General features: G+C 70.6%; 22 protein-coding genes. 9 read left to right on the plus strand and 13 right to left on the minus strand.

Annotation, left to right across the window (positions count from 1 at the left end; all coding sequences use genetic code 11):
• Positions 1 to 6 precede the first annotated feature (6 nt).
• From arfC to ADBZ5U_RS01845, 4 genes are read right to left on the minus strand one after another with little or no spacing between them, the layout of a single operon-like run.
• On the minus strand, positions 7 to 156 hold the full coding sequence (gene arfC / locus ADBZ5U_RS01830) for a channel accessory protein ArfC (protein ID WP_526261746.1): 150 nt from the start codon (positions 154 to 156) through the stop codon (positions 7 to 9).
• Entirely contained in the window at positions 156 to 311 is a 156-nt protein-coding gene (gene arfB, locus ADBZ5U_RS01835) for a channel accessory protein ArfB (RefSeq protein WP_526261748.1), read from the minus strand. Before arfB ends, arfC begins: the two co-directional genes overlap by 1 nt.
• Before the next feature lie 30 nt (positions 312 to 341).
• Positions 342 to 1,298 (minus strand): channel-forming protein ArfA/OmpATb, encoded by a 957-nt coding sequence (gene arfA / locus ADBZ5U_RS01840; protein ID WP_526261750.1) that lies wholly within the window; start codon positions 1,296 to 1,298, stop codon positions 342 to 344.
• 3 nt (positions 1,299 to 1,301) lie between these two features.
• Positions 1,302 to 1,661: an FKBP-type peptidyl-prolyl cis-trans isomerase gene (locus ADBZ5U_RS01845; protein ID WP_526261752.1), complete on the minus strand. Its 360-nt coding sequence runs from the start codon at positions 1,659 to 1,661 to the stop codon at positions 1,302 to 1,304.
• A 77-nt stretch (positions 1,662 to 1,738) separates the two neighbouring features.
• Between ADBZ5U_RS01845 and ADBZ5U_RS01850 the strand changes: the two genes are divergently transcribed.
• On the plus strand, positions 1,739 to 3,307 hold the full coding sequence (locus ADBZ5U_RS01850) for a phytoene desaturase family protein (protein WP_526261754.1): 1,569 nt from the start codon (positions 1,739 to 1,741) through the stop codon (positions 3,305 to 3,307).
• A 7-nt stretch (positions 3,308 to 3,314) separates the two neighbouring features.
• On the opposite strand, the gene ADBZ5U_RS01855 is transcribed toward ADBZ5U_RS01850, so the two are convergent.
• From ADBZ5U_RS01855 to ADBZ5U_RS01875, 5 genes are all read right to left on the minus strand, one after another.
• A complete protein-coding gene (locus ADBZ5U_RS01855; RefSeq protein ID WP_526261756.1) occupies positions 3,315 to 4,607 on the minus strand; it encodes a citrate synthase in 1,293 nt (430 codons plus the stop codon).
• An 83-nt stretch (positions 4,608 to 4,690) separates the two neighbouring features.
• A complete protein-coding gene (locus tag ADBZ5U_RS01860) occupies positions 4,691 to 5,377 on the minus strand; it encodes a TetR/AcrR family transcriptional regulator (protein ID WP_526261758.1) in 687 nt (228 codons plus the stop codon).
• A gap of 79 nt (positions 5,378 to 5,456) precedes the next feature.
• Positions 5,457 to 6,092, minus strand: a complete 636-nt coding sequence (gene pdxH / locus ADBZ5U_RS01865; protein ID WP_526261796.1) for a pyridoxamine 5'-phosphate oxidase — start codon at positions 6,090 to 6,092, stop codon at positions 5,457 to 5,459.
• 100 nt (positions 6,093 to 6,192) lie between these two features.
• Complete coding sequence (locus tag ADBZ5U_RS01870) at positions 6,193 to 7,866, minus strand: FAD-dependent oxidoreductase (protein ID WP_526261760.1); 1,674 nt, start codon at positions 7,864 to 7,866, stop codon at positions 6,193 to 6,195.
• 24 nt (positions 7,867 to 7,890) lie between these two features.
• Entirely contained in the window at positions 7,891 to 8,961 is a 1,071-nt protein-coding gene (locus ADBZ5U_RS01875; protein WP_526261762.1) for a diiron oxygenase, read from the minus strand.
• A 119-nt stretch (positions 8,962 to 9,080) separates the two neighbouring features.
• Between ADBZ5U_RS01875 and serC the strand changes: the two genes are divergently transcribed.
• Positions 9,081 to 10,205 carry a phosphoserine transaminase gene (serC, locus tag ADBZ5U_RS01880; protein ID WP_526261764.1) on the plus strand — a complete coding sequence of 375 codons (1,125 nt, stop codon included), beginning with the start codon at positions 9,081 to 9,083 and terminating at the stop codon, positions 10,203 to 10,205.
• Positions 10,206 to 10,283: 78 nt separating this feature from the next.
• Positions 10,284 to 11,114 carry a septation protein SepH gene (gene sepH, locus ADBZ5U_RS01885; protein WP_526261766.1) on the plus strand — a complete coding sequence of 277 codons (831 nt, stop codon included), beginning with the start codon at positions 10,284 to 10,286 and terminating at the stop codon, positions 11,112 to 11,114.
• Between the two features lie 19 nt (positions 11,115 to 11,133).
• Here sepH and ADBZ5U_RS01890 read toward each other — a convergent pair whose 3' ends face one another.
• Together ADBZ5U_RS01890 and ADBZ5U_RS01895 are read right to left on the minus strand one after the other, a co-directional pair.
• Positions 11,134 to 11,403, minus strand: a complete 270-nt coding sequence (locus ADBZ5U_RS01890) for a DUF2537 domain-containing protein (RefSeq protein WP_526261768.1) — start codon at positions 11,401 to 11,403, stop codon at positions 11,134 to 11,136.
• A 10-nt stretch (positions 11,404 to 11,413) separates the two neighbouring features.
• Positions 11,414 to 12,244 (minus strand): TrmH family RNA methyltransferase, encoded by an 831-nt coding sequence (locus ADBZ5U_RS01895; protein ID WP_526261770.1) that lies wholly within the window; start codon positions 12,242 to 12,244, stop codon positions 11,414 to 11,416.
• A gap of 43 nt (positions 12,245 to 12,287) precedes the next feature.
• Here ADBZ5U_RS01895 and ADBZ5U_RS01900 point away from each other — a divergent pair, with 43 nt between their 5' ends.
• Together ADBZ5U_RS01900 and ADBZ5U_RS01905 are read left to right on the plus strand one after the other, a co-directional pair.
• Positions 12,288 to 12,560: a DUF2530 domain-containing protein gene (locus ADBZ5U_RS01900; RefSeq protein ID WP_526261772.1), complete on the plus strand. Its 273-nt coding sequence runs from the start codon at positions 12,288 to 12,290 to the stop codon at positions 12,558 to 12,560.
• Positions 12,561 to 12,576: 16 nt separating this feature from the next.
• Entirely contained in the window at positions 12,577 to 13,035 is a 459-nt protein-coding gene (locus tag ADBZ5U_RS01905) for an SRPBCC family protein (protein ID WP_526261774.1), read from the plus strand.
• Here ADBZ5U_RS01905 and ADBZ5U_RS01910 read toward each other — a convergent pair.
• Positions 13,032 to 14,000, minus strand: a complete 969-nt coding sequence (locus tag ADBZ5U_RS01910) for a DUF3027 domain-containing protein (protein WP_526261776.1) — start codon at positions 13,998 to 14,000, stop codon at positions 13,032 to 13,034. The two genes, ADBZ5U_RS01905 and ADBZ5U_RS01910, sit on opposite strands and share 4 nt — an antisense overlap.
• Positions 14,001 to 14,080: 80 nt before the next feature.
• On the opposite strand from ADBZ5U_RS01910, the gene ADBZ5U_RS01915 reads away from it, so the two are divergent.
• Together ADBZ5U_RS01915 and ADBZ5U_RS01920 are read left to right on the plus strand one after the other, a co-directional pair.
• Entirely contained in the window at positions 14,081 to 15,730 is a 1,650-nt protein-coding gene (locus ADBZ5U_RS01915) for an MFS transporter (RefSeq protein ID WP_526261778.1), read from the plus strand.
• The gene (locus tag ADBZ5U_RS01920; RefSeq protein WP_526261780.1) at positions 15,727 to 16,218 is read left to right on the plus strand and encodes a DUF2771 family protein; all 492 of its coding nucleotides are present in this window, start codon (positions 15,727 to 15,729) and stop codon (positions 16,216 to 16,218) included. The genes ADBZ5U_RS01915 and ADBZ5U_RS01920 overlap by 4 nt, the downstream gene beginning before the upstream one ends.
• Before the next feature lie 3 nt (positions 16,219 to 16,221).
• On the opposite strand, the gene ADBZ5U_RS01925 is transcribed toward ADBZ5U_RS01920, so the two are convergent.
• On the minus strand, positions 16,222 to 16,638 hold the full coding sequence (locus tag ADBZ5U_RS01925; protein WP_526261782.1) for a cold-shock protein: 417 nt from the start codon (positions 16,636 to 16,638) through the stop codon (positions 16,222 to 16,224).
• 238 nt (positions 16,639 to 16,876) lie between these two features.
• Between ADBZ5U_RS01925 and moaA the strand changes: the two genes are divergently transcribed.
• Together moaA and ADBZ5U_RS01935 are read left to right on the plus strand one after the other, a co-directional pair.
• Positions 16,877 to 17,938: a GTP 3',8-cyclase MoaA gene (moaA, locus tag ADBZ5U_RS01930; RefSeq protein WP_526261784.1), complete on the plus strand. Its 1,062-nt coding sequence runs from the start codon at positions 16,877 to 16,879 to the stop codon at positions 17,936 to 17,938.
• 37 nt (positions 17,939 to 17,975) lie between these two features.
• Positions 17,976 to 18,245: a MoaD/ThiS family protein gene (locus tag ADBZ5U_RS01935; protein ID WP_526261786.1), complete on the plus strand. Its 270-nt coding sequence runs from the start codon at positions 17,976 to 17,978 to the stop codon at positions 18,243 to 18,245.
• The last annotated feature ends 59 nt before the right edge of the window (positions 18,246 to 18,304 follow it).

The following is an 18,304-nucleotide window of genomic DNA, read 5'->3' on the forward strand; positions in this document are numbered from 1 at the left end:
GGCGCGTCAGTCGCCCTCGGGTATTTCCCCGAACTCGCCGGCCTCGCCGGCCTTCGCGCCGACCGTGCAGGTGACCCGCCGGATCATCATGGCCAGTGTCAGCAGCAGGCCCAGTGTGAAGGCCAGGCCCGTCAGCCACCAGTTCACGTCGTGCATCAACGTGATCCGATCTCGCGCGACCCGGCCGGCAGGTCGGCGATCGCCTGCTCCCTGCTGGTCCGTCGGACGGTCAGGACGGCGATCGCAAAGGCGACCCCCGAGCCGGCCAGAAAGGCCAGCAGGTACCACAACCATTGTGTGACGAAAGCCATCTCGTGCTACTCCCCCTCCACTTGTCGGGCTCAGTTGACGGTGATCTCGGTGCGCCGGTTCTCGGCGCGGCCCTCGGCCGTTTTGTTGCTGGCGACCGGCTGGGACGACCCGACCCCCTTGGACGTGACCGACCCGGCCGGGACACCCTGGGAGACAAGGTAATCGGCGACCGACTTGGCCCGGTTGCCGCTCAACGGAACGTTCTCCGAATCGTCGCCGGTGTCGTCGGTGTGGCCGATCACCGTGATCTTCGCGGCCGGGCAGGCCTTGATCGCCGCCGCGACGGCGGTCAACTCCGCCTTGGTTGCGGCCGTCAGGACCGTTTCCTCGGTCTGGAAGGCGATCGGGGTGGTCAACGCGGCGTTGATTGCCGTCTGCAGGTCCGCGCACGAACCGGTGGCGGCCGGCGGGCCCTTCACCTGGATGTCGTTGACGATCCGGACGTTGGGCCAGGCGGCGCGACCGGCCGCCTCCACCCCGTCCTTGACCTGATCCGAGGGGGCGGTTCCGGTAAGGGTCAGGACGTCGCCGGCCAGATCGAAGCCGAAGTCGCCGATCCCGTCGGCCGCTTCGAAGACCGGGACGATCCCGGCGAGCTCGGGCGCCTCGACGCCGGTCTTGACGGTCAGTCCGTCGATGAGGTTCACCGTGGATCCGAGCGTCGTTTTGAGTGAGCCCAGAAGTCTGTCCTTGACCGACAGGTCGGGCAGTTCACCGGTGAGGGTGAAATCGTTGCCGTTGCGCACGATCGACAGCGGGGCCGGGTTCAGCGCCGGGACGGCCGCGCTCGGCGGGGTCACGGTGCTGCTCGGGGCGCTGACGCTCACCCTGGGTTCTGGCGCGCTCCATCCGAGCCATCCGAACAGCAGCGGGATCAGCAGCAGACCGAGCAACCAGCCCCATCCGGGCGCGCGGCGGTAGTAGCGCGATTCGGTCCGCAACCCGGTTGCCGGGGCGCTCTGCGGCGCGCCTCCCGAACCCGTCATCTGTCAGTGGACGCCGAGCAGGTCGATGACGAAAATCAACGTCCGGCCCGACAGCCGGTGGCCGGCCCCGGCCGGCCCGTAGGCCTGCTCGGGCGGAATGACCAGCTGCCTTCGGCCGCCCACCCGCATTCCCGGGATGCCGTCCTGCCAGCCCCGGATGAGACCGCGCAGCGGGAACGAGATGGACTCCCCGCGGTCGTAGGAGCTGTCGAACTCCTCGCCGGAGTCGTACTCGACTCCCACATAGTGCACGTCGACGGTGTCTCCGGGCTTGGCCTCCGGCCCTTCGCCGACGACGAGGTCCTCGATGACCAGGTCGGTGGGCGGCGGGCCGTCGGGTGCCTCGATCTCAGGTTTGCTCACCGCATCACCGTAGCGCCCCCTTCCGGACCGGCGGCGCGCACCGCACGACACCGGTTCCGGTCCATAAGCTGAAGGGCATGCCCAACGCGTGCTCGGACGCCCTCGACGCCGTCATCGTCGGCGGCGGGCACAACGGGTTGGTGGCCGCGGGTTATCTGGCCCGGGCCGGGCTGCGGGTACGTGTGCTGGAAAGGCTGCCCGAGGTGGGCGGGGCCGCGGTGTCGGCGCCGGCCTTCGACGGCGTCGACGCCCGGCTGTCCCGGTACGCCTATCTGGTGAGCCTGCTGCCGGCCCGCATCGTCGAGGACCTCGGCGCCCCGGTGCGGCTGGCCCGCCGCAGGTACGCCTCCTACACCCCCGACCCGGCCGACGCGGGCCGCAGTGGGCTGCTGATCGGGGAGGCCTCGAGCTTCGCCGCGGTGGGGGCGGCGGCCGCCGCGGCCGGGTTCGCCGATTTCTACCGCAGCTGCCGGCGGGTGACCGAACCGCTGTGGCCGACGCTGGTCGAGCCGCTGCGACGGCGTTCGGAAGCCCGCCGCCACGTGCTGGCATCCGGTGGCGCCCGGGCCGGCGCGGCATGGCGGGGGCTGATCGAAGAGCCGGTGGGGACCGCGATCACCGACGCCGTGCGCAGCGACCTGGTGCGCGGGGTGATGGCCACCGATGCGTTGATCGGAACCTTCGCCCGGCTCGACGACCCCGGGCTGAGCCAGAACGTCTGCTTCCTGTACCACCTGCTGGGCGGCGGGACCGGGGTGTGGGACGTGCCGGTCGGCGGAATGGGGTCGGTGACCGGCGCGCTCGCGGGCGCCGCGGCATCCCACGGCGCCGAAATCCTCACCGGCGCTGAGGTTCTGACGCTGAACCCCGAAGGGGAGGTGAGCTACCGCATCGGCGATGCCGAACACCGCGTGCACGCCCGCCACGTACTGGCCAACGTCACCCCGGCGGTGCTGTCGGGCCTGCTCGGCGAACCGGAACCGGACCTGGCCGAAGGCTGCCAGGTGAAGGTCAACCTGATGCTGCGCCGACTGCCCGCCCTGCGCGACACCGCCGTCTCCCCGGAGCAGGCGTTCGGCGGCACCTTCCACGTCAACGAGACGTGGTCTCAACTCGACGCCGCCTACGCCGCGGCGACCACCGGCGCGGTGCCCGATCCGCTGCCGTGTGAGATCTATTGCCACTCGCTCACCGACCCGAGCATCCTGTCGGCCGGCCTGCGCGAGTCCGGGGCGGCGACGCTGACGGTGTTCGGCCTGCATGTCCCGCACGCCCTGCAGGTCCGCGAGCCCGACGCCATGCGTCAGCGGCTCACCGACGCGGTGCTGGCCTCGCTGAATTCGGTTCTGGCCGAACCGGTCCAGGATGTGCTGATGACCGACGCCCACGGCCGGCCGTGCGTCGAGGCCAAGACGACGGTGGACCTGCAGGCCGGTCTGGGGCTGACCCGCGGCAACATCTTCCACGGCGCACTGGCCTGGCCGTTCGCCGATGACGACGACCCCCTGGACACCCCCGCGCGACGGTGGGGAGTGGCCACCGGACATGAGCGAATCCTGTTGTGCGGCTCAGGTTCCCGCCGCGGCGGAGCGGTGTCCGGCGTCGGGGGTCACAATGCCGCGATGGCGGTGCTGGAAACTCGGTGAGCCGGTCTCAGCGCGAACCGAGGGACAGATAATCGCGCTCGCCGTAACCGGTGTAGATCTGCCGCGGCCGGCCGATCTTGTTGGGCTCCTCGTGCATCTCCCGCCAGTGTGCGATCCAGCCGGGCAGCCGGCCGAGGGCGAACAGCACGGTGAACATCCGGGTCGGGAACCCCATCGCGCGGTAGATCACGCCGGTGTAGAAGTCGACGTTGGGGTAGAGCTTGCGCTCGACGAAGAAGTCGTCGGTCAGCGCCGCCTCTTCGAGCGCCTTGGCGATGTCGAGCAGTTCGTCGTCGCCGCCCAGTTTGCCGAGGATCTTGTCGGCCTGCTCCTTGACGATGCGTGCCCGCGGGTCGTAGTTCTTGTACACCCGGTGGCCGAAGCCCATCAGCTTGACGCCGTCCTCGCGGTTCTTGACCTTCCGGACGAATTCCTCGACGTTGCCTCCGGAGAGCCGGATCTTCTCCAGCATCTCCAGCACCGACTGGTTGGCGCCGCCGTGCAGCGGACCCCACAGCGCATTGATGCCGCCGGAGATCGAGGTGAACAGGTTGGCCTGCGACGAGCCGACCAGCCGCACCGTCGAGGTGGAGCAGTTCTGCTCGTGGTCTGCGTGCAGGATCAGCAGCATGTCCAGGGCCCGCACGATCTCCGGGTCCGGGACGTAGGGCTCGGACGGCAGCCCGAACGTCATCAACAGGAAGTTCTCCACCAGGCTCAACGAGTTGTCCGGGTAGAGGAAGGGCTGGCCTACCGACTTCTTGTACGAGTAGGCCGCGATGGTCGGGAGCTTGGCCAGCAGCCGGATGGTGGACAGCTCGACCTGCTTGTGGTCCAGGGGGTCCAGCGAGTCCTGGTAGTAGGCGCTCAACGCGTTGACCGCGCTGGACAGCACCGGCATGGGGTGCGCGTTGCGCGGGAAGCCGTCGAAGAAGCGCTTGAGATCCTCGTGCAGGAGGGTGTGCCGCTGGATCTTGGTGGTGAACTGCTCGAGCTCATCGGCGGTCGGCAGCTCGCCGTAGATCAGCAGATAGCTGACCTCGAGGAAGCTCGACTTCTCGGCCAGCTGGTCGATCGGGTAGCCGCGGTAGCGCAGGATGCCGGCGTCGCCGTCGATGTAGGTGATGGCGCTCTTGGTCGAGGCTGTGTTGACGAACCCCTGGTCGTAGGTGGTGTAGCCGGTTTTGGCCAACAGCGGTCCCAGGACGATCCCATCCGAACCCTCGGTCGCATGGACGATATCCAGGTCCAGCTCACCGCCGGGGTAACGGAGGGAGGCGGTGTCGTCGGTCGCGGCCACATCAACCCCTTCTTTGCTGTCGGACGGTTCCGGTCGGCCCGTTCTGAGGTCACGCTACTGTGCGCTGTAGGTGAAAGTAGTCGCTATCGTTCCGGCCCGCCCGGGGGGGTCTGCTCCGACGCGGGCGTTCCGGGATTCCAGGGCTTCCACAGCCGGGTGAAAATCGCGAAGGTTTCCTCGATGCGGTCGCTGACGGCCCGCGGATCGCTTGCGTCGGTGCCGGGACTGCCCAGCGCGGTGGCCATCAGCACCGCCCAGGTGTCGAACACCACCCGGACCGCCGGATCGGTCACCGGCAGGCCCATCCGCCCGGCGATGGCCTCGACCACCGCGTGGGTGGAACCGTCCGGCCGGTAGGTGAAGGTGGCCAGGCTCAGCATCGGGGTGCTGTTGACGATGCTCAGGAAGCCGCGCATGCGGTCGAAGGATCCCGCTCCCGGCTTGGCCTGCTCGCCGGCTCGCAGCACCTCGGTGTGCGCCCGGACCAGAGCTTCGTGCTCGGGGATGTCGTGCGGCTGGCGGATCAGCGCGTCCGCGACCTCCGCGGAGATCTCCTCCATCAGCGCCGCGATGACGGCCTCTTTGTTGGGGAAGTAGCGGCTGAAGGTCCGCGGTGACACGTCGGCGCCGGCGGCGATCTGGTCGACCGTGGTGCGCTCGTAGCCCTGCTCGGCGCAAAGCCGCGCGGCGACGTCGACCAAAGTCGCCCTCGTGCGCTGTTTCTTGCGTTCCCGCAGCCCGGGGGACGCCTCCTTGGGGCCTTGAGCCACAACTCGATCGTAGGCCGGTGGCGCCGGAAGAAACCCCGGCTGAGTGTTAAGTGCGTGTTACAGCGGCAGGGACCCCCGCTTAGGGCTGCAACCTCTGGATGCGGTCGGGCCGGCCGGGGGTGACCCGAATCCTGTTGTGAATGCGGTTCTCTCGGCCCTGCCAGAACTCGATCGTCTCGACCGCGATGCGGTAGCCGCCCCAGTGCGGGGGCACCGGCACGTCGGCCCGGTCGGCGAATCGTTCGGTCACCGCGGCGAGCTGGGCCATCAGGTCCGCACGCGATGCGACGGGGCGTGACTGCTGCGACGCCCAGGCGCCCAGTTGGGACCCGCGGGGCCGGCGCGCCCAGTACTCGGCGGTGTCCTGCGGGCCGACCTTGCCGACCGCACCGCGGATGTGCACCTGCCGCCCCAGCCCGTACCAGGGAAACGTCACCGAGGCGTACGGCGTCGCCGCCAGATCGGCGCCCTTGGCGGAGTCGTAGTTGGTGTAGAACGTGATGCCGTCGGCGTCGGCGCTCTTGCACAGCACGGTTCTGGTGACCGGTCGGCCGTCCTCGACGGTGGCCAGCACCATGGCGTTGGGCTCGGCCAGTCCGGCTTGATCTGCGTCGTCGATCCAGTTGTGCAGCAGGGCGAGCCAACCGCCGGCCAGCCAGTCGGTGTCGAGGTCGCTGCTGCCGTCCTTCTCCACCGAGCCGTACTCCACCCGCATCGACGCCAGGCGGTGGGGGGCCTCGCTGCCATGTCCGTCAACCACGGACTCAACCTACGCCCGGGCGGGCCCACCCGGCGATCGGGTCCGACGCCGGGTTCTACCGGGCCAGGCGCAGCGAAGGCCGGCGCGGCCGGGGCGGCCGCCGGCCCGCCGCGGCGAGCATCTCCTCGGCCGAGGTGAACTTCAGCCGCGGCCGGCCCCGGGCTCGGCCACGGGCGATCTCGGCGGCGTCGATGGCGCGCCAACCGTCGGCGTCGACCAGGTCGGGTTGCCGGTCGCGCACCAGTCTCGCCAGGGCCGCCGGGCGCCCGCCGGGGTCGGCCAGGAGTCCGGCGTTGAAATCGTCGACCAGCGCCGCGACGGTCTGCATGGCACAGGACTTGTTGGTGCCGATGAAGCCGGTGGGGCCGCGTTTGATCCAGCCGGTGACGTAGGCGCCGGTGACCGCTGCGCCGGTCGCCGGGTCGATGACCCGGCCGGCGTCGTTGGGCACCACGGCGCCGCTCTCGTCGAATGGCAGGTCCGGCACGGGGGCCCCGCGGTAGCCGATCGAGCTCAGAACCAGACCGGCGTCGATCGTCGTCGTCGCACCGGAGTCGGTGCGGGAGAATTCCACTCCCTCGGCACGGCCGGCGCCGAGGATGCGCTGCGGAGTGAGCCGGTACGCCAACCGGATCCGCGGCCGGGAAGTTTCGGCGGCGGCGTCGGCCAGGCCTGCCAGGATCCGCAACTTCGCCCGGGTGACCGGGTCGCGGGCGTTCCGCAGGTCCGCGCGGACCAGGGCCCGGTCGGCGGCGTCGAGCACCACGTCGGCGGCGCCGGTGAGCCCGATCAGCTCCGGCAGGGTGAAGGCGGAGTCGGCCGGGTCGCGCCGGGCGGCCACCACCACTTCGCGCACCGACGAGGCCCGCAGCGTCTTCAGCGCGATGTCGGAGACATCCGTCCCCGCGAGGCGGCCCGGGTCGGCGGTGAGGATGCGGGCGACGTCGAGTGCGACGTTGCCGTTGCCGACGACCACCACCCGCGGGTGTCGGAGGTCCGCCGGGCGTTGCGCGAATTCGGGGTGCCCGTTGATCCAGGCGACCGTCTCGGTGGCACTGCCGGTGCCGGGCAGCCCCATCCCGTCGATGTCGAGTCGACGGTCACGGGGCGCGCCGACGGCGTAGACGACGGCGTGATGGTGGTCGAGCAGTTCGGAGTGCGAAAGGTGTCTTCCCACTTCGACGTTGAGGTAGTAGGCGAATCCCCGGGAACGGCTGATCCGGTCGAACAGCGCGGTGACGGACTTGGTCCTCTGATGATCCGGCGCCACCCCGGCCCGCACCAGCCCGTAGGGCGTCGGCAGCTTGTCGAACACATTGACCCGCACCCCGGCCTGGGTCAGCAGTTCGTCGGCGGCGTACATCCCGGCCGGCCCCGAACCGACGATCGCCACCGACAGTCCGCGGCCGAGCACCCGCGGCGCCGGCGGCACCGGCGCCAGCCCGGAGGTCGGGGGGAGCTTCACCCCGGCCGGCCGCGGCGGGTAGTGGTCGGCATTGATCGCGATGAACGGCAACTGCTCCGGGGTAAGCCGGCTGTCGGGGCGGATGGCGCCGACCGGGCAGGCCGACACGCATGCGCCGCAGTCCACGCATGCGGCCGGATCGATGTGGAGCATCTCGGCGGAGGCGAACCCCGGTTCGTCCGGCGTGGGATGAATGCAGTTCACCGGGCAGGCGTACACGCAGGAACCGTCGCTGCAGCAGGGCTGTGTGATGACGTGGGGCATGGGAGAAGGCGATGGGAGAAACCGTCAGGCGGCGCTGCGGTGGCGGCGCTGCGGTTCGCTGCGGAACCGGCTGGGCGCGCCGTCGATCTTGCACAGCCGCCAGAGCAGCCTCGCCGGCGGGTTCATCAGGCGGGTGTCGTGACAGAGCATCCGCACGTCACCGAACATGTCCTGCAACCACTTCCGCGACTCAGGCGAGGCGAAGAACAGCTCCCCGCGGATCTCCGGCGGGATGCCGTACTCGCGGAAGAAGCTGCGCGGCGGCACCAGGATGGCCTGGCACAGGATCCGCATCATGAGCGGCACGCTGATCGAGAGCATCAGTCGCTGGCGGCTGTTGAGCTGCGGCAGCCGCTTACGCAGGTACTCGTGTGCGAAGGAGATGTGCCGGGCCTCCTCGGCCACGTGGATGGCCATCACCTTCGCCATGATCGGGTGCAGTTCCCTGCCATCCCCGCCCTCGCGCAGCACCTGTTTCTGGGTGTGGTCGATGGGCTCCTCGCCGGCGAGCACCCCGAAGAAGAACGGGATCGGCAGCGGGCCCGACGCCAACGGGACCAACGGGGAGACCCACCGCAGAAGCCGCGGCAGGCCCGGGACGTCGACGCCGATCCGGTTGATCATCTCCTGGAACATCAGGGTGTGATTGCACTCCTCGATCGCCTCGTGCACGCAGTAGCGGAACTCCGGCGACCCGTTCGGCGCCCAGAACGCGTAGTTGGCCAACCCGCGGATCAGGACCGACTCGAACTGCAGGCCAACCTTGGCGACATTGGCCTGCCGCCACTGCCCGATGGCGATCCGGATGGCGACCGGCTGCTCCCGGTACCAGGGATGGCCGCCCAGCGGATCACTCGCGGGCAGGATCCACCGCTCGTCGTCGGCCGTGACGGCGAACTCCGGGGAGTCCCAGTCGATGTCGGTGTACGGGTTGAAGTTGCGCCGCACCGAGCCCTCCGACAGCGTGGTCAGCATGTCCACGTAGCCGGCGTCGTCGCGCACCTCCATGTTGTGGCGCCAGCGCCCGACCGTGTTGTGGCGCCAGCGCCCGACCGTGTTGTGGCGCCAGCGCCCGACCGTTTTGGTCCTCGCCATGACAAGCCTCCCACTCGGTTTACATAGGGGCGGTTTTTGTATACCGACGGTACCGCAGGTACCGGATACTGTCCATGCTCGATTTTCCCTCGCGCCACCTGCTCCCTACGCTTGTGCGCATGGCTGACACCGCCCGGCTCACGATTCCCGCCGATCTCAAGCCCGCCGACGGGCGCTTCGGATGCGGGCCCTCCAAGGTCCGACCCGAGCAGTTGACCGCGCTGACCACCACCGCCGCCGGGTTGTTCGGCACCTCGCACCGGCAGGCGCCGGTGAAGGATCTGGTCGGCCGGGTCCGCGACGGGCTGCGCGAGCTGTTCTCGGCGCCCGACGGATACGAGGTGATCCTCGGCAACGGCGGTGCGACGGCCTTCTGGGACGCGGCCGCCTTCGGGCTCGTCGACAAGCGCTCGCTGCACCTGACCTACGGCGAGTTCAGCGCCAAGTTCGCCTCCGCGGTGGCGGCCAACCCGTTCGTCGGCGACCCGATCGTCATCAAGGCCGACGCCGGCAGCGCTCCCGAGCCCACCTCCGACCCCGGCGTCGACGCCATCGCCTGGGCCCACAACGAGACCTCCACCGGGGTGGCGGTTCCGGTGCGTCGGCCGGCGGGGGCCGGCGAGGCACTGGTGCTCATCGACGCGACCTCCGGGGCCGGCGGCCTGCCGGTCGACATCACCGAGGTCGACGCCTACTACTTCGCGCCGCAGAAGAACTTCGCCAGCGACGGCGGCCTGTGGCTGGCCGTCATGTCGCCGGCGGCCCTGGCGCGGGTCGAGCGGATCGCCGCCTCCGGCCGCTGGGTACCGGACTTCCTCTCGCTGCCGATCGCGGTGGACAACAGCCTGAAGAACCAGACCTACAACACCCCGGCCATCGCAACGCTGGTGCTGCTGGCCGAGCAGGTCGACTGGATGCTGGGCAACGGAGGCCTGGACTGGGCGGTCAAGCGCACGGCGGACTCCTCCTCGCGGCTCTACGGCTGGGCCGAGGCCTCCTCCTACGCGACCCCGTTCGTCGCCGACCCTGCGCTGCGCTCCCAGGTGGTCGGCACCGTCGACTTCACCGACGACGTCGACGCGGCGGCGGTCGCGAAGGTGCTGCGGGCCAACGGCATCGTCGACACCGAGCCGTACCGCAAGCTGGGCCGCAACCAGTTGCGGGTGGCGATGTTCCCGGCCGTCGAACCCGACGATGTCAGTGCGCTGACCCGATGCGTGGACTGGGTCGTCGAACACCTCTAGCCTCATTTGTAACACGGGCGTGTCCGTTCCTATATGTCAGAGAACACCGCGTTATGGTCCGGTCCGAAGGAGGTCGAGATGCGGGAACTCACACTTGTAGGACTCGATGTAGGCGGCAACCACATCATCTGTGAGGGTGGCAACCCGGCCGACAAGTTCCTGGTGCGACTGGACGACCGCCTGCGCGCCGCGGTCCGCGGCGATGCCGCCCGGCAGGCACCGGCTTCCCGAGACAATGAGGTCAGAACAGTGTTGCGTCCCAAGGACATTCAGGCCCGGATCCGGGCCGGTTCATCCGTGCAGGAACTCGCGCAGAGCTCCGGGGTGGACGTCTCGAAGATCGAGCGGTTCGCCCACCCGGTGCTGCTGGAACGCCAGCGAGCCGCCGAGTTGGCCACGGCCGCCCATCCGGTCCTGGCGGAGGGCCCGACGGTGGAGACCCTGCTGGAGACCGTCACCGCCGCGCTCGCCGAGCGCGGGCTGAGTTCCAAGGACACCAACTGGGACGCCTGGCGCAACGAGGACGGCCGCTGGACGGTCCGGATGGATTGGCGGGCCGGCCTCTCGGAGAACTGCGCGCACTTCCGGTTCACCCCCGGCGCCCACGGCGGCACCGTCACCGCCATCGACGAGGAAGCCAGCGCCCTGATCGACCCGGAGTTCGAGCGTCCGCTGCGCCGGGTCGCCCCGGTCGCGCAACTGGAGTTCGACGTACCCGCCGAGCCGGCCGAGGAGTCGGCGCCGGCGGCGGTGCCGACCGCCCTGGCCGGGCCCGCGGCCCGTGGCACGGCATCCGACCCGGCCGAGCCGAACCCCGGTCCGGCAGCGGCCAGGAAGGCCGGCCGCAAGCCGGCGATCCCCGCCTGGGAGGACGTTCTGCTGGGAGTGCGCACCAGCGGCGACCGCTGAACGCCCGCGCCCGCGCCCGCTAACGGAGCGCCAGCGCCAACGCGGCCGTCCAGCCGACGGCCACTCCGACCGCGCCACCCAGGACGAACCACCGGCGGACCGGTGTCTTCCGCCAGTCCCATAACGTCGGCGCCAGTCCGCCGACCGCAACCAGGTTCAGCCCCACCGCGATCCACGGATTCACCCGCGCCATCCCCATGCTCAGCACGATGATCGCCCCGGCGACGACCGCCGCCACGAAGGCCGCCACGGTCAGACCGGTCGCCCACGGCGTCGATTCGTCGGACACGGGTTCGAGGTTATCGTTCCGCCGAGTCGCCCAAGCGCGCCCGTTCGTAGAACGCCAGTGCGGCGGCGGTGGCGACGTTGAGCGAGTCGGTTCCCCGCGACATCGGGATCCGGACCCTGGCATCGCAGGCCCGCATCGCGGTCTCCGTCAGGCCGGGCCCCTCGGCCCCGACCAGTACCGCGACCCTGTCGCGGCGCATCGTCTCCATCACATCGGCAAGGGAGGAGGCCCTCGGGTCGGGCGTCATCGCGAGCAGCCGGAAGTCGTTGTGCCGCAGTACCTCCAGATCCCGCGGCCAGTCCTGCGCCCTGGCGAAGGGAACCAGCAGCGCGTGCCCCATCGAGACGCGCACCGCCCTCCGGTACAACGGGTCGGCGCAGCCCGCGCCGAAGATCACCGCGTCCACGCCCAGCCCGGCGGCGTTGCGGAAAACGGAGCCCAGGTTCTCGTGGTCGTTGACCCCCTCGAGCACCGCGACCGTCCTCGCCCCGGCCAGCACCCGGGCGAGGCCGAGTTCGGCCGGCCGGCGGGCGGCGGCCAGCACGCCGCGGTTGAGGTGGAAGCCCACCACGGCGGCCATCACCTCGGCGGAGGCCCGGTAGAACGGGGCGTCGACACCGCGCAGATCCTCGGCCAGTTCGGTCAACCGCCGGCCGGTGCCCAGGAAGGCGTGCGGGGTGAACCGGGAGGCGAGCATGCGCCGGGCCACCAGCACACCCTCGGCGATCACCAGGCCCTTGCCGCCGGGCAGATCCGGGCGCCGGTCGGCGCTGTTGAGTTCGCGGAAGTCGTCGACCCGTTCATCACCGGGGTCGGTGATGTCGATGACGTCGCCCCGCATGGGCGATAACGTACGCGCCGAGGGTTCGGTTACGGTGAACACGATGACCCCCCAGGACCCGCCGGCCGGACGACCTCCCCCGGACTTGCCGGCCGCACTGCTGGATCCCCGGCCGGTGATCGCCGCCGGGGTGATGCTGTGGGCGTTGGCCGCCGTGGCGGCCTTCGCCGTTCCCGCCCTGGCGGGCTGGCGTCCGGTGACGGTCGCCGGCCTCGGGGTGGGCGTGTTCGGGTTCTCGCTCTTCCGGTGGCAGCGCGCCGCCGCCCGGCGGGGGTCCCGTGGGGCACAGACCGGGCTTGAACGGAGCCCAGACTAGATGAAGGAGATCGTCAATGGCTGCGCCGATTCTGAGGGCTGAGATCGAGATCAACGCACCGGTTGCAAAGGTGTGGGGCCTGGTCTCAGACCCCAGCCAGATGCCGCAGTGGAGTCCGCAGTGCCGAACGATGAAGGCGCTGGGCCCAATTCGGCCTGGTACCCACACTGTCAACATCAACCGGCGCGGAAGGCTGTTCTGGCCGACCACTTCGGTGATCACCGAAGTGGTTCCCGAGCACAAGTTCGCCTTTCGCATTCCGGCCAACACCACAGCGTGGAGCTACGAGTTGGAGCCCACCGCCACCGGTACGCGTCTGATCGAGACCCGGCACGCCCAGGACGGGATGCGGGCGGCGCTGTCCGGCGCGATCGCCAAGGTGCTGCTGGGCGGTGTCGAGGGCTTCGATAACGAGATTCTCGAGGGGATGAACCAGGGGTTGGCCCGGATCAAGGCCGCCGCCGAGGGCCGCTAGCTTTCCGGCGCCCCGTGCCGGTCCTCGGCAGGGGCCTCGGCCTGCTCGCCGGACTGCTCCGCCTCGACGTTCAGGTCGACGCCCTCGGCCTCGGGCTGGCGCTCAGGCTCGGGCTGGCGCTCGGCCTCAGCCTCGGGCTGGCGCTCGGGCTCGGCCTCGGAATCTGATTCGCCCGGTTCGGCCGGGGTGATCTCGACGACGTCGAGAACCCCGTCGTCGAAGGGCTCGAAGGCCGGCGACCCGGTGCCCTGTGGCGCCGGGGTGTCGGAGTGAGCGCCGCATCCGTAGAAGAAGTCGACGACCCGGCCGTCGGCGGCGAGTTCGTTGCAGCAGACGCCGAAACGCACGCCGAGCGCCCCGGCCAGTGGCGTCATGAAGCCGCAGTCGCGGCACACCCGCTTGGTGGCCCGGGCCATCGGCGACTCGGGGCCGTGGTCCCCGTCGTGCCAGCGCTGCGCGGCATCGTCGCGCCCCAGCGCGCTGAGGACCCGGCGCCGGCCGAGGCCGACCTCCAGTGCGGTGTCGTCGATCAGCGGATCGCCGGTCGCGAGGAACCCCGGCACCAGCCGCTGGTCGTCGGGAGGCGGAGCCAGCAGGTCACCCGGGCCGAGGTCTCCGGGCTTGACCCGCTGCTCCCAGGGAACCCACGGCGGCGCCAGCAGCGCGGTGGGTCCGGGTACCAGCACGACCTCGCTGATGGTGACGTGCCCGGCGCCCGGGAACGCGGCCACCACCACGGCCCACTGCCAGCCCTGGTAGCCCGGCATCGTGGTCAGGAATCGGTGGGTGGCCGAAGCCTCGTCCTCGATGACCACGCCCAGATAGGCGCCGACGGTCTCGCCGCTGAACTCGACGATTGCCCGGCGAGCCGGGTCGGCCGCACCGTTGAGCAGGGCGGCGACGTCCGCCGGCGGCTCGGCGGGGCCGGCCGCCGCGGGGTCGGCGGTGTCGATCTGGCTGTCCATCGCTGACAATCTTGCCTCACCGGGTGCCACCGGCGCCGCCGGGCCGCGCGGGCGGCCGGACATAGTGGAGAATCGGGGTCGTGTCTGGACGGCGTGAGGACCCCGGCCCGGACCCGGCGCCGGGACCACTCCGCCGTGGCCGTCCGCACCCCGGGATGGCCAATTACCCCAGCGGCGAACCGGGTTCCCGCCCCGGGGACTCCGACGCCGACCGCGGCAACCGGTATCTGCCCCCACTCGGGGACCGGCGGAGGGCCTATCGCTACTCCGACGGCGGTGAGACCCGCCCGCCCGATCCCGGCGAACGGGCGGGGGTCACCCGCGCCGCGGCGGAGATGGGGTCCCGGATGTACTCGATGGTGCACCGGGCCGCGACCGCCGACGGCGCCGACAAGTCGGGGCTGACGGCGCTGACCTGGCCGGTGGTCGCCAACTTCGCGGTGGACGCCGCGATGGCGGTCGCGCTGGCCAACACGTTGTTCTTCGCCGCGGCGACCGGCGAGAGCAGGGGCCGGGTCGCGCTGTATCTGCTGATCACCATCGCGCCGTTCGCGGTGATCGCGCCGCTGATCGGGCCCGCCCTGGACCGGTTGCAGCAGGGCCGGCGCGCCGCACTGGCGATGTCGTTCCTGCTGCGGACGGTGCTGGCGGTGGTGCTGATCTCCAACTACGACCCCGCCACCGGCAGCTATCCGTCGTGGGTGCTCTACCCGTGTGCGCTGGGGATGATGGTGCTGTCGAAGTCCTTCTCGGTCCTGCGCAGTGCGGTCACCCCGCGGGTGATGCCGCCCACCATCGACCTGGTCCGGGTCAACTCGCGGCTGACGACGTTCGGGCTCGTCGGCGGCACCCTCGTGGGCGGCGGTGTCGCCGCGGGGGCGGAGTACGTGTTCTCCAGGCTGCTGAACCTGCCCGGCGCACTGTTCGTCGTCGTCTTCGTCACACTGGCCGGCGCGTCGTTGACGATGCGGATCCCCAGGTGGGTGGAGGTCACCGAGGGCGAGGTCCCGGCGACGCTGACCTATCACGGGCACGGCGGGGAATGGGATTGGCTCGACGACCACCCCACCGAGGTGATCAGCCGCACCGGCCCGCGGCGACAACCCCTGGGCCGCAACATCATCACCGCGCTGTGGGGAAATTGCACCATCAAGATGATGGTCGGTTTCCTGTTCCTCTACCCGGCCTTCGTGGCCAAGGCCCATGCCGCCAGTGGCTGGGTCCAGCTGGGGATCCTGGGCGGCATCGGGGCCGCGGCGGGCATCGGGAACTTCGGCGGGAACTTCGCCGCCGCCCGGTTGCCGTTGGGCCGGCCCGCCGTACTGGTGGTCCGGGCCGCCGTCGCGGTCACGGCGATGGCGCTGATCGCCGCCGTCACGGGCACCCTGGTCGCCGCCGCGGTCGCGGCCTTCGTCACCTCCGCGGCCAGTGCCCTCGCCAAGGCCTCGCTGGACGCCTCGCTGCAGGACGATCTGCCGGAGGAATCCCGCGCGTCGGCCTTCGGCCGTTCCGAATCGGTGTTACAGCTTGCCTGGGTGACGGGCGGCGCGATGGGAGTTCTGGTGTACACCGAACTTTGGGTGGGCTTCACCGCGATCGCGGCCCTGCTCATCCCGGCCCTGGCGCAGACGGTGGTCAGCCACCGCGGCGCCTCGCTGATCCCGGGCTTCGGCGGGAACCGGCCGGTGCTGGCCGAACCGGAGGGCCGCCCTGCGGTGGCACGCCGGTGAGACGCCACCTGGCCTGGATCGTCGCGGCACTGGTGGCTCTGACCGCCGCCGGCGCCGGGGTGGGCGCCTGGCGGTTGACCCGGGACCACGGCGCGGGGCTGCCCGAGATCAGCGCCTACTCCCGCGGGACGACCGTCCGCGTCGAGCCCTACCTGTACTGCAATGTGGTGGATCTCAACGACTGCGTCAAAGACGGTGTGCAGGGCCAACTCCCGGTGACCGAGCGCCAACCGGTCCAGTTGTCGCTGCCGGCCGCGATCAGCCGCGCGCCCTGGCGCCTGTTGCGCGTCTACTCCGACGAGCGCGACACCACCACCACCGCCTACCGGCCGGGCACGCAGCCGGCGGTCACGGTGCCGACCGTCGACCCCCGGCGCGGCAGGCTGATCGGCCTGGTCGTCCAACTCCTGACGCTGGTGCAGGACCAGAACGGCGAACTCCACGACCTCCCGCACGCCGAGTGGTCGGTGCGGCTGGCGTGGAACTGACGCTCAGGCGTCGAGTTCCGCGGCGACGGCCCGCACCACTTCGGATACCCGGCGGGCGACCTTGCGATCGGGGTAGCGGCCGCGACGCAGTTCGGGCTGGACCGCCCCCTCGAGCAGGGTGATCATGTCCTCGACCATGCCGTGCAGTTCATCGGGGGAGTGCTTGTGATCGGCGGTGGGCTTGCTCTCCCGACGCGGGCGCTGCGCGAGGGTCGGCGGCGACTCGATCAGCGTGACGCTGAGGGCCTGCGGGCCGCGGCGGCCGGCGGCCATCCCGAACTCCACCTTCTGCCCGGCTTTGAGGCCCTCGACGCCGGCAGGCAACGCCGAGGCGCGGACGTAGACGTCCTCGCCGTCCTCCTGGGAGAGGAAGCCGAAACCCTTTTCGGCGTCGTACCACTTAACCCTGCCGGTCGGCACTTGGATCTCACCTGCTTGTCTGACGTGACCATGAGCCCGCGATAGCGCGCCTGAGCGATCCTACTCAACCGCGGCACGGCCGGACCCCCGAGTTTGGTCCGATAGGCTGGCCCTACCGCCTGGAGGAAGATATGCGCGTGGTCGGGAACATCGTCTGGTTGACGATCGTCGGCGCCCCCGGGGCGCCGGCCGACCTCAAGCCGTCCGGCAGGGCGCATACCCCGGCCCCGGGCCGGACATGACGCCGACCGGATTGGGTCTGCCCGCCGTCCGCCGCGACCGACCGCCGCCGGACGCGATGCCCCGGCGGGGCCCGATGATCGACTCCTACGGCCGCGCCGCCACCGATCTGCGGGTGTCGCTGACCGACCGGTGCAACCTGCGCTGCACCTACTGCATGCCCGCCGGGGGGCTGGACTGGCTGCCGTCCGAGGAGCGGCTCGGCTTCGACGAACTCAGCCGGCTGCTGCGGTTGGCCGTCACCCGGCTGGAAGTGTCGAACATCCGGTTCACCGGCGGCGAGCCGCTGCTGTACCGGCGGCTCGAGGACATCGTTGCGGTCGCCGCGGGCTTGCGGCCCCGGCCGGAGATCGCCCTGACCACCAACGGCGTCGGTCTGGCGCAGCGGGCCGCCGGACTGGCCGCCGCGGGGCTGGACCGGATCAACGTGTCGCTGGACAGCGTGGATCCGGCGCGCTTCGCCGCGATCACCCGCCGCGATCGGCTCGGCTCCGTCCTTGCCGGCCTCGCCGCCGCCGCCGCGGCCGGGCTGGCCCCGGTGAAGGTCAACGCGGTGCTCGATCCGGTCTCCGGACCGGCCGACGCCGTCGAACTGTTGCGGTTCTGCCTGCGGCACGGCTACCAGCTTCGGATCATCGAGCAGATGCCGCTCGACGCCGGCCATCGGTGGAGCCGGGAGTCGGCGGTCGGCGCCGCGGCCGTCCTGGCCGCGCTCCGGGGCGCGTTCGAGCTGACACCCGACCCGGCGCCGCGGGGTTCGGCGCCGGCCAGACTCTGGCAGGTTGACCGGGGCCCGGCCACTGTCGGCATCATCGCTTCGGTGTCCGAAGCGTTCTGCGCCGCCTGCGACCGCACCCGGCTGACCGCCGACGGCCAGGTGCGAAACTGCCTGTTCGCCACCGCGGAGACCGACCTTCGCGGCCTGTTGCGAGGCGGCGCCGACGATGCCGAGATCGAACTCGCCTGGCGCACCGCGATGTGGGCGAAGGCCGCCGGACACGGCATCAACGACCCCGGATTCGTCCAGCCGGACCGCCCGATGAGCGCCATCGGGGGCTGAGCATGTCTCCGGGAAATCCCGCCGCAGAGGCCCGAATATGACCGACGTCACGTCCACCATGGCCATCACCGTCCGATACTTTGCTGCGGCGCGGGACGAGGCCGGCGCCGACAGCACGGTGGTTACCCTCCAGACCGGCGCAACGGTGGACGACCTGCTGCGAGAACTATGTGGCCAGAGTGACAAAATGATACTTCTGTTACAGAAGTGTTCATTCCTCTGCGACGGGGTGGCGGTTCGCGACCGAACCACTGTGCTGCGGGCGCACCAGACCCTGGACGTCCTCCCCCCGTTCGCGGGCGGCTAGCCATGATCTAGCTCACATCACGAGCAGATCACGTAACGGCTACGGCCCTATCAAGTTGG

Origin of the sequence: Mycobacterium sp., assembly GCF_040398885.1 — a bacterium.
Taxonomy (GTDB): domain Bacteria; phylum Actinomycetota; class Actinomycetes; order Mycobacteriales; family Mycobacteriaceae; genus Mycobacterium.